Origin of the sequence: Blautia sp. AF19-1 (assembly GCF_003479155.1) — a bacterium.
GTDB classification, from domain to species: Bacteria; Bacillota; Clostridia; order Lachnospirales; family Lachnospiraceae; genus Fusicatenibacter; species Fusicatenibacter saccharivorans.
Genome location: NZ_QUGQ01000038.1, coordinates 1 through 11,019 on the forward strand (window position 1 = coordinate 1; position 11,019 = coordinate 11,019).

Annotated in this window: 9 protein-coding genes and 3 pseudogenes; all 12 read left to right on the forward strand. The window is 40.1% G+C overall.

Going from position 1 to position 11,019, the window contains the following annotated elements; all coding sequences use genetic code 11:
- Window positions 1-494: pseudogene (locus DWX26_RS16205) on the forward strand (Mu transposase domain-containing protein); the annotation flags it as partial.
- Between the two features lie 12 nt (window positions 495-506).
- Window positions 507-1,286 carry an ATP-binding protein gene (locus DWX26_RS16210; RefSeq protein WP_117510917.1) on the forward strand — a complete coding sequence of 260 codons (780 nt, stop codon included), beginning with the start codon at window positions 507-509 and terminating at the stop codon, window positions 1,284-1,286.
- A 231-nt stretch (window positions 1,287-1,517) separates the two neighbouring features.
- On the forward strand, window positions 1,518-2,963 hold the full coding sequence (locus DWX26_RS16215) for an AAA family ATPase (RefSeq protein WP_117510947.1): 1,446 nt from the start codon (window positions 1,518-1,520) through the stop codon (window positions 2,961-2,963).
- A complete protein-coding gene (locus DWX26_RS16220; RefSeq protein WP_117510915.1) occupies window positions 2,963-3,760 on the forward strand; it encodes a hypothetical protein in 798 nt (265 codons plus the stop codon). Before DWX26_RS16215 ends, DWX26_RS16220 begins: the two co-directional genes overlap by 1 nt.
- Window positions 3,761-3,903: 143 nt before the next feature.
- A pseudogene (locus tag DWX26_RS17795) lies at window positions 3,904-3,948 on the forward strand (hypothetical protein); the annotation flags it as partial.
- A 26-nt stretch (window positions 3,949-3,974) separates the two neighbouring features.
- Window positions 3,975-4,661 (forward strand): annotated as a pseudogene (locus DWX26_RS16230) (Mu transposase domain-containing protein); the annotation flags it as partial.
- Between the two features lie 6 nt (window positions 4,662-4,667).
- Window positions 4,668-5,444 carry an IS21-like element helper ATPase IstB gene (istB, locus tag DWX26_RS16235; protein WP_117510913.1) on the forward strand — a complete coding sequence of 259 codons (777 nt, stop codon included), beginning with the start codon at window positions 4,668-4,670 and terminating at the stop codon, window positions 5,442-5,444.
- 34 nt (window positions 5,445-5,478) lie between these two features.
- A complete protein-coding gene (tnpB, locus tag DWX26_RS16240) occupies window positions 5,479-5,883 on the forward strand; it encodes an IS66 family insertion sequence element accessory protein TnpB (protein WP_117805366.1) in 405 nt (134 codons plus the stop codon).
- Between the two features lie 190 nt (window positions 5,884-6,073).
- Complete coding sequence (locus DWX26_RS16245; protein ID WP_117510909.1) at window positions 6,074-7,123, forward strand: ATP-binding protein; 1,050 nt, start codon at window positions 6,074-6,076, stop codon at window positions 7,121-7,123.
- Entirely contained in the window at window positions 7,116-9,380 is a 2,265-nt protein-coding gene (locus DWX26_RS16250; protein WP_117510907.1) for a S8 family peptidase, read from the forward strand. Before DWX26_RS16245 ends, DWX26_RS16250 begins: the two co-directional genes overlap by 8 nt.
- 24 nt (window positions 9,381-9,404) lie before the next feature.
- Window positions 9,405-10,430 carry a U32 family peptidase gene (locus tag DWX26_RS16255; RefSeq protein WP_117510905.1) on the forward strand — a complete coding sequence of 342 codons (1,026 nt, stop codon included), beginning with the start codon at window positions 9,405-9,407 and terminating at the stop codon, window positions 10,428-10,430.
- Between the two features lie 366 nt (window positions 10,431-10,796).
- A complete protein-coding gene (locus DWX26_RS16815; protein WP_158555034.1) occupies window positions 10,797-10,934 on the forward strand; it encodes a hypothetical protein in 138 nt (45 codons plus the stop codon).
- The last annotated feature ends 85 nt before the right edge of the window (window positions 10,935-11,019 follow it).

An 11,019-nucleotide genomic window follows, 5' to 3' on the forward strand; every position in this document is an offset into this window, starting at 1 on the left:
TGTACTCTTACTGTGGCAAGCCTGCAATCCTGAAGGCAACCGCTTCAGAGATCCGGATCTGTGATCAGTATAATCGGCTGATCTGTACACATAAGCGGTCTTATAGGGAGTTTCCGCTGTATATCACAGTAGATGAACATATGCCGCCAGAACACCTTTATTATAAAGAAGTCAATGCAAAGGATGGTAATTATTACCGCCGCTGGGCTTCTGCCATTGGTCCTGCAATGTCAGAACTGATTGACAGACTCCTTAAATCATCGAAACATGAAGAGCAGTCTTATAATGCCTGTGCAGGTATCCTGCATAAAGTAAAAGTAATCCCGAAAGGTGCTGCTGAAGAAGTTGCCCGTAAATGTATAGAGATCAATTCCTGTAAGTATTTTACCTTCAAGCAGATGCTGAAAAAGATGGATGTGAAGGAACTCCCCGAGCATTCACCAGGAACACTGCCCAATCATGAAAATATCAGAGGAAAGGACTACTATAAGTAAGGGTGACGTACTATGGCATACAGATTAAAAGACTATCTTTATAACGATAAACTCACAAAGGAACAGAACATACTCATGGACCGGCTGTATAAACTTCGTATGTCCGGTATGGCTGAAGCCTTTGAAAAGCAGCTTCTGGAACCAAACACAGGTCTCGAACCATTTGAAGTCCGCTTTGCTGCTATTGTAAATCAGGAGTGGGATCAGCGTGAGAGTAAAAAGTTTAAACGTCTCATGAAGAAAGCGACCCTGAAATATCCTGCAGCTGATCTTGACAGTTCAATCTATGATCCAGAACGTCAGCTGAATACACACGTCATAGAACTTCTGGCCAAGTGTGATTGGATCGATGAACCGAATAACCTGCTGATGACCGGAGGAGCTGGTGCTGGGAAAACACACATCGCCTGCGCCTTATGTATCACAGCAATGCATCAGAATCGTACTGTTAAATATATACGTGCGAACACACTTTTAAAGGAATCCGATCATGCCAGACAGGAAGGTACTTACTTTGAGTATTCGAATGAAATGGCAGCTTATGATCTCATGGTGATAGATGATTTCGGTTTAATGGATCTGGACATTGAAAAATGCCGCGACTTGTTTGAAATCATCGAGTCCAGAGACTGCCGCAAGGCAACTATTATAATCTCTCAGATTCCAGTATCCGGATGGTATCAACTTTTTGGGGATTCCACCTATGCGGATGCCTGCTTAAGCCGAATGACATCCAAAGCATATCGTCTTGAATTTCCTGGCAGGGATCGCAGAGTAAATAATGGTAACTAATAAACGTGCTGAGCTTTGCTCAGTTTAAAGCGGAATGGCGCTCCGTTCCTCTGAAACGGATGCGCAGTTCTTGCGGAATATGCAAATGGGCATATTCTAATATAAAAGGAAAATAAAACTGTAATCAAAATGCAAAAATCGAGTAAAAAATATAAAATATAGATTCTGCTTGACAAATAACTGGAGGCGTGTATAATGTTCTATAGGAGCTACAAATATGTGAGGTGTATTATGAGCGAACATGATTTTATAACAGAAGAACATGGTGATAATTTACCTACTGTTAGAATAAAAAAAGTAATATTGAAAGATTTTAAGAGCGTTGGTTATGGAGAAATCACTTTTAACTGTGGAAGACAGTTTATTCCATACAACACAGAATCTGATATTCTCGGTATATATGGACAAAACGGATCAGGAAAGACTTCTTTTATTGAAGCATTAGCAATTTTGCAGGAATTAATGGCCGGTGCCACAGTTCCGAGTGTATATGCTGATTGCGTTGCCGCTGGCAAAGAGTTTTCAGAGTTGGAGTTTGTTTTTGATTTGCAGTATCCAGATGGGGCTATACGTGAAGCGGCTTATTCATTCCGCATGTCAAGTCAAAAATTAACAGCGGAAGAGATTAGAGAACGCTATAAAGATGCTCCAGAGGAATTTGAAATACCTGAAGAAGAGTGTAAAGTTGTTATTTTTGATGAAAAGTTTTCGTTGTTGTGGGAAGATGCATCGAAAAGACAGGCGATTATCGATACATCATCAGAAGATTCTCCGTTTAAACCAACTACAAAAAGAAAAGAAATTGCTGGTGTTGGGAAGAAAACTTTAGTTTCTCTTGAAGTAAACAAACAGCTTGCGCGTAGCAATTCGAGATCTTTCATTTTTATGACGGATACGCTTAAAATATTTGAGGAAAATGATAACAAGTCATTATTCTTCAGAGTATTAATAGAACTTCGATTATTTGCAAGACATTTCCTGTTTGTTATTGATACAAAATCATCGGGATTTATTCGCTTAAACTTTGCACTTCCTATTTATACAAGATCTAGAAGAATGATGTTTGATGCACGAAGACCTATGGTTATTGATAATGAGGATTTAGAACATCTTTGTGAAGAACTGAGTGATATTAGTTCGGTATTAACCCAGCTAGTTCCGGGATTGTCTATCGGTTTTAAGGAGATTTCTCAAACTTTAGATAAAGATGGGGAAGCTGCAACTGTTACTATGCTGACTGCATATAGAGATGGAAAGGAATTGCCGTTGCGAGATGAATCGGATGGTGTTAGAAAAATCATCTCTGTTCTGAGTTTAATTATAGCGGCGTTTAATGAACAGTCTGTAACTGTGGCAATTGATGAATTTGATGCAGGTATATTTGAGTACTTGCTAGGCGAAATTCTTCAGTCTATGGAAGAGTCTGGAAAAGGACAGTTTATTTTTACATCCCATAACCTTAGACCGTTGGAAGTAATAAATAAAAAGTTCTTGTATTTTACTACGACAAATCCTCAGAACAGATATATTCGTTTGAAAAATATATCTGCAACAAATAATCTTAGAGATACTTATTTTAGAGAAATAATCCTTTGTGAACAGGAAGAAGAAATCTACAATAAGACAAAGAAATTTAAGATTATAGCTGCACTTAAGAAGGCAGGAGGATTGCGTTAATGGGAAAAAGGCCAAAGAGGAAGATTGTGCTATTTCTAGTTGAAGGCAAATCTGACCGAGAGGCTCTGAAGCTTGCTATCCCAGAGTTATATGATCAGATTGATGAGGATATCGAAGTCTATTTTCCGGTGATTCGTCGGGAAGATGAGGAGAAAGGCGGAGATATTACAACAAGCCGTTACACAGATAAGCAGGGGAAAAACTATTGGGTTCATCCCAATAATATAGAGGACGCAATATACACTCTGTTCTTGGATGATTTCTTTGACAGAGAAAAGATTTTGCCAAAGGATATTACAGAAATAATTCAAATCGTTGATACTGATGGTGCATATATTTCTGATGAGTGTATTGTAGAGGATTCTTCTTTGCAAGAGGAAGAATCACCATTCTATAAAGATGATGAGATTGCTTGCTTAGATGTTGAAAAGATAAAACTGAGAAATCAGCAAAAAAGTGAAAACCTTACATATTTAAGTAAGTGTTCAACTATAAAAGTCAAGCAGAAAACAGTGCCATACTCTGTGTATTATTTTTCAAGTAATCTTGATCATTTCTTACACCATTCTGCAAATCTGGATTACAGAATGAAAAGAAACTTGGCTGATACATTTGCAAGAAACTACATTGGTGATGTTGAAGGATTTGTTAAAGAAATAGCAGGTGATCCTGATGCAGTAAAGAATATGAGTTATGAGGAATCTTGGGATTTTATAAAAAAAGGAAATAATTCATTGCATAGACACACCAATTTGAATGTTTTGCTTACTAAGCTATTTGAGGAAGCAGAGAGTTAAAATGCGGATGAGAAAGGGTTCTGTAATTAAGTTGTATTTCCTTGATTGCAGGACTTTTATATGCATTAAAAAAATGATTATTATGTTGGAGGAATAAACCGATGCCTAAAAAGGTGGTTAAGTTCATAGATTTATTTTCAGGAATGGGAGGTATTAGGCTTGGGTTTGAGCAGGCCTTCAAAAAAGCCGGCTATAATACAAAATGTGTTCTAACATTAGAAATAAAAGACTGTTCAACCAAAGGCTCTTTCAAAAGAAAGAGGGCAGTCGGCAAAGCTTGTTTCTTGAGGAAGAAAAACCATTGCTGGCACCATTACCTGCTACCCGTTTTGAACTGATCGACTGGAAGACAGCCACCGTCCAGTTCAATTATCACATATCTGTAGACGGAATGCTATACTCCGTTCCTTATGAATACATCAAAAAGAAAGTTGATGTAAAGGTAACAGATACCACTATTGAAATTTTCTACAACCATAGCCGCATTGCTTCCCACCGTCGTCTGAAAGGACGCCTCGGGCAGTACAGCACGGTCACGGAACATATGCCGGAAGAACATCAGAAATATCTGGAATGGAACGGCGACCGGTTCCGCAAATGGGCTGAGCGGATTGGCATAAATACGTACACTGTGGTCAATGCAATACTGACCTCCAAACGTGTGGAACAACAGACCTACCGAAGTTGTATGGGACTTCTGAAGCTTGCTGAGAAATACTCAGATGCATTGCCTCAAGCAACCTGTAAAAAGGCGTTATCCTATACATCTTCGCCCAGTTACAAGAGCATAAAGAACATCCTTGTAACCGGTTCTGTGAAACCGGAACCAGAAACTACTGAATCAAAAACCACACATAAAACACACGGCATCACGAGAGGTTCCGATTACTATCGGAGGTAAACACATATGACCAATCAGAGTACAATTGATAAATTAATTGAAATGCTTCTTACCACTATGGCAGATGCATTTCGTAACCAACTTGATGATCCCAAATTTAAAGAAATACCTTTTGAGGATCGCTTCGGTATGCTGGTGGACATCGAATACAGCAATCGTAAAAACAATCGTCAGAAACGACTAATCCGTAACGCTGGATTCGACCAGCCGGAAGCAAGTATCATGGATATCAACTACACTTCCGGGCGCAAGCTTAACAAGGATCTTATTAACCGGCTTGTAACTTGCGAATATATATCTGAACACCGGAATCTCTTTATCACCGGTGCTACAGGCTGCGGTAAAACTTACATGGCCTGTGCCTTTGGCATGGAGGCTTGTAAGCAGTATTTCAATACCAAGTATGTCCGTCTTCCTGATCTGCTTATTGATCTGGAGATGGCACGGACTGATGGCAACTACAAAAAAGTTATGGCTAAGTATGCCAATCCTGTTGTCCTGATTCTGGATGAATGGCTTCTGTTGAAACCAACGGATTCAGAACAGAGGGATATCTTCGAATTGCTCCACAGGAGACGCAAGAAATCTTCAACGATTTTCTGCTCCCAGTATGAATTCGAGGAATGGTATGATCAGCTTGGTGGTGATGCCAGTCCTCTTGCTGACGCAATCATCGACCGAATAGCTCATGACAGTTATCGCATCAACATCACAAGTATTGATGCTGAGCATGACAGATCCATGAGAGAAGTATACGGTTTGGCTAAAAATCTACGCGAATAATTCATAACCTATGTGGCTCAGTCCGTCTGGATAGGTGGCTCACGCCACACTGGACTGGCGGCTCCGCCGCACAGGAATATTCACAGATGCTTCCGGTTTTAAAAAAGTTTATCTGGCGATGGGATTTACGGATCTCCGGCGTGGGATTAATGGTCTTGCAAACATCGTCCGGTTTCAGTTTCAACTGGATCCTTATGATAAAAATACGCTGTTTCTCTTTTGTGGGCGAAAATGCGATCGGATCAAGGCATTACTTTGGGAAGGAGACGGGTTTCTCCTTATGTACAAAAGACTCGACAATGGTGCATTCCGATGGCCACGCTCTGCGGACAAGGCAATGGCCATCACAGAAGAACAGTACCACATGCTGATGCAGGGTCTGGAGATTGTTGCGCGCCATCCGATTTCTGAATTAAAAGAAACACCCACTATCCTGTAGTTTGTGCAAAATGCTGAAAATAAAAATGCGAAAAAGAGTAAACGATGTAAAGTGGTGGTTAAAAATCTATAAACAAAAAAGCAGCCTATGTGGGCTGCTTTTTTGCTATAAAAGATAAACTGTCCCAATATTGACAAAATTGTCCCAACATGATATAAAAAAGACAGCGAATAAAAATGGGGTGCATAGTATGAAGAAGAAAAGTGTTATAAGTTTAATTAAGTATTATACCGAAAAAAATGATGTTGGTTTTCGCAGTGAAGCTTATGAAATAGCAAAGGATTTTGATGCATCCGGCGATTATCAACTGGCTGAGTATATTATGTCATTATTATCAAATGCTAATACGTTTGTGCCGCAGGTATCAGAGAATGTTTCTCCTTTTTTTGAAAAAATAGAAGCGAATACGGATATGTTATTACTTCCGGATGAAATTACAGGTGATTTAATAGGGATAGTTAATGCAATTGAGCATCACATTGGAATTAATAAGTTCCTTTTTCAGGGAGCGCCTGGAACAGGAAAAACGGAAGCAGTAAAACAATTGGCAAGAATCTTAAACAGAGAGATTTTTATGGTGGATTTTTCTTCTGTTATAGATAGTAAGCTTGGTCAGACACAGAAGAATCTGTCTATGTTATTTAAAGAAATCAACCAATTTGCTCAACCGGATAAGGTGATTGTTCTATTTGATGAAATCGATGCATTGGCATTGGATCGCACGAACCAAAACGATTTAAGAGAAATGGGGCGGGCTACATCAACAATGTTAAAAGAGTTTGACCGAATGAATGAAGATGTTGTTTTGATTGCAACAACAAATCTTTACCAGTATTTTGACAGGGCATTGATAAGAAGGTTTGATTCTGTGATTGATTTTAACCGTTATTCGCAGGAAGATCTTCTTTCTATTGCTGAGCAGATGCTGGATCGTTATCTGGATAAGCTGAAACTTGCAAATAGAGATATTCGCCTGTTTCGGAAAATTATGAAATTGATGTCCAAATTACCATATCCAGGCGAACTGAAAAATTTGATCAGGACGTCGGTTGCCTTTAGTAATCCGAAAGACGGCATGGATTATTTTAGACGGTTATACTATGCAGTATGTAATGAAAAACCAGACGATCTGAAAAAACTGCAGAGTCAGAAATTCACAGTGAGAGAAATGGAAATATTGGTTGGACGTTCCAAAAGCAGCGTGGCTCGTGATTTAAAAGAAGGTGTAAGGGATGAATAGTATTTTACAGTTAAAAGGAAGATTCGAACAAAGATCAAATCGTTCCAGACCGGGATCACCTAAGCTTCCAAAAGGGAAAAGTGTTTCTGCATCACATTTACGTGAGTTGGAAAAGCAGCTGGAAAGAATACTTGTATATTGGACGGAAAACAAGGATATTCGTGGTGCCCTGGTAAGTGTACATTATAAGCATATTGTTGCCAAAAGCAACCGGTTGAAAATTCTACTGTCAGAAAATGGAAAATCACCGACAGAATCAATTCGAGGGGCCAAATTTGTCTGGGAGCCAGATCAAAAAGGAAATGAAGTGCAAAAACATGTTTTTACGCATTTTGTTTCCTTGCAGGCAATTGAAAAATCTATCGATGTTTTAAAAAAGACAGCGTCTATCATAGAACAGTATTATAAAGGTTCTGTTCCTAGTGAAGTAATAGAAGAATTAGGCGAAAAATATCATTTTAATGAAGTACCCAAAACCAGTTTTCTGAAAACCATGGTTGACGGCTTTTATGTGGAACGATTTGATATCGACAGAGCAACGGAGGAAATAACAGAAGAAGCAATCATTACCATCTATCAGACAGGGGTGGATACAAAAAGACTTCTTTCAAAATTCGGAATTGATATTGTAGATGATCGCATCATAGACGGAACTACTTTAAGACTGAATCCAGACGAAGTTAAATTGCTATATAACAATGCGTCGTATCTGATCGCTATGGGAGTTACAGACTTCTCTGAGATTTCAAGAGACGATGTGTTAGATGCGTATGAGGATATGGAAGAGGATGCCGGATTATTAATCCCACATCCACAGAACGAACCGGTCATAGGTGTGATAGATACACAGTTCAATGAAAAAGTGTATTTTCACGAGTGGGTTGAATATAAAAATCTTTTGGATCCTAATATTCCTCTGTCCAGGAAAGATTATGAACACGGAACAGCTGTCAGCTATATTATCGTAGATGGTCCACAGGGAAACCCGGAGCTTGCGGATGGCTGCGGCAGATTTCGCGTAAGACATTTTGGAGTGGCAACAAATAACGGATTTAGTTCTTTTACTGTTCTGAAAATGATCCGAAATATTGTTGCGTCCAATCGAGATATTAAAGTCTGGAATTTATCGCTGGGATCAAAACTTGAAATCAAACCAAATTTTATTTCGCCGGAGGCTGCAGAGCTGGATCGTATTCAGAGTGAATATGATGTTATTTTTGTGGTAGCAGGTACAAATATTCCGGCAGGAGTTACCAAAAAGAATATGAGAATTGGATCTCCGGCAGATTCCCTGAATTCTATGGTGGTTAATGCTGTGGATTTTGCAGGAAACTCTGCTTCTTATACCAGGATTGGACCTGTTCTGTCGTTTTTTCATAAACCGGATGTCAGTTATTATGGTGGTGATGGAACGGTCTATACAGATAAAATGGTGGTATGCAAAGACGATATGGGAGCAGCATACGTAGCGGGAACTTCATTTGCAGCGCCATGGATTTCACGTAAACTGGCATATTTGATTCATATTATGGGATTAAGCCGGGAAGTGGCGAAAGCATTGCTGATTGATGCAGCTGCCGGATGGAATCGAAGAGATGATATTTCACATAGAATCGGATATGGTGTTGTGCCAAAGCATATTAATGAGGTTTTAAAAACACCGGATGATGAAATACGTTTCATTATGACAGGGGCATCGGAGGAATATGAAACTTATACTTATAATCTGCCAGTGCCTGTTGTAGATCATGCGCACCCGTTTTATGCAAGAGCCACCCTGGCATATTTTCCACAGTGCGATCGCAAACAGGGTGTTGACTATACGAGTACAGAAATGGATATTCAGTTTGGCAGAGTTGTTGCCAAAAGAGGGTCAACCATGATTAAAGCAATTGATGACAATCGACAGTCTGAAGAGAAACAGATTACTTTGTACGAAGAAGATGCAAGAAAAATGTATCGCAAATGGGATAATGTGAAACATATCAGTGAAAAAATAAAAGAAAAAAGGGTTCCCCGAAAGGCTTATGATTCTGGGTTATGGGGACTTAAGATTAATACGAAAGAATGCTTGCAGAAAAGAAAAGATTCTCTTCCGTTTGGTGTGGTTGTAACGTTAAAAGAGATGAATGGAGTAAATCGTATAGACGATTTTGTGAAGATGTGTCTTGCAAGAGGTTGGCTGGTTCAGAGACTTGATATTGAAAATCAGCTGGATTTGTATGCTAAGGCGGAGGAAGAGATTGAATTTGAATGAGGCGCAAGCGAAAGGATTTAACTTATGAAAATCACATCAGGCCTCGGCTCCATTGATGACTATCCCCGTTACGTCCGCGCCGGAGCAGACGAGCTGTTCTGCGGTTACGTTCCGTTTTCCTGGTCAGAAAAATACGGAACGGTTCTGCCGCTGAATCGGAGAGAGGTTTTAAACTATAACGTACAAATTGGATCGTTCAGTGAACTGGAAATTCTGGCCAATATGGTGCAGAAATACCAGAAGCCAGTGCATCTGGCGTTCAATTCGCTGTATTACCGGCAGGAACAGTATGAAGAAATTACGCAGATCATCCAACAGTGCCGCAGCATAGGGTTTGACAGTTATATTCTTGCGGATCCCGCGCTGCTTGTGTACCTGCGAAAAGAAAAGATCGACTGTGAGGTGCATCTGAGCGGGGATTTGGGAACGGTGAATTCTGCGATGACAGAGGTTTTTGCGAAAGAATACCCGAAGAGGATCATTTTCCAGCGCAAAAATACGATCTCGGAAATGCGTGCAGTGATTCGGCATATAACTGCGCAGAAAGAAGCCGCTCGAAAAGAATGGACTTATCCAACGGAGTTCGAGGCATTTGCTTTGAATGAACTGTGCCAGTTCAGTGGTGCTTTCTGCAATTCCCTGCACTGCGATGAAATGGGATATCTTTGCCGGGTTCCTTACTGGAAGAAACCGATGTCGTTTTCAGAATCTAAATTAGAAAAACAAGAAAAAAATCGTCCGGGAGAAAATATTTCTATATCCGAATGGGATTCTGCATCAGAACTGATGAATCCTGTATCGGAAGATGGTTACCTCTGCGGCGCAACCGGCTGCGGCCTGTGTACATTAAAACAGCTTTCCGATGCTGGAATCACTCATCTGAAGCTGGTAGGCCGGGGAAATTATACCGATTTTATGGAGCGTGATATCCGAAATCTGCGCCGCACGCTGGAGATTCTGGAGGATTCTTCTACGGAAGAAGAATATATCCGAGCGATGAAAGCAGAGCTTTTTCCAAATGGATGCAGTCACATGTGCTATGTCAGATAAAATATGTCAACTCTTTCTGAAGTAATGCATTTGGGATTGACATATTTTTGTATCAAGGGTTAGTCCTCGAAAGAAAATGTAAGAAAGGCTCTGCGTATGCAGGGTCTTTCTTAATCTAAAGAAATAGTGGAGAACGTAATGAGAAATGTTTTCCCAGCACGCTTTAATAATTAACATAATGATGAATCGTCTTCTGCGCCAGATGATACTGCTCCAGTGTCATGGCGATTTTTCCTTTTTTCAGGGAAATTAGCTTTGCAGCATTTCTGATTTCAGGCATTCTGGGATCGGTAAATTATTATAAGAGCGGGAACCTTGACCTGAAAACGGCAGGTGTGCTTTCGGCCGGAAGTTTTGTCGGCGCGCTTGCCGGTGCTCCTGGTCGCACATGGCATCGGTGTCTTTACCGGAAGCAAAAATGCAACGAAAATCAACCAGACGCTGCTGAAACGGATCGTGGCTGTGGCTTCGATTGCGATCGCGTGCATCAAACTCTTTCTCTGATTGAAAACGGCGCGTCGCATTCTCGTTACTTTAGCCTGCAAATAAAAAGTCAATACTAAAATTGAAGAAAGTTAAAAAACTTTAC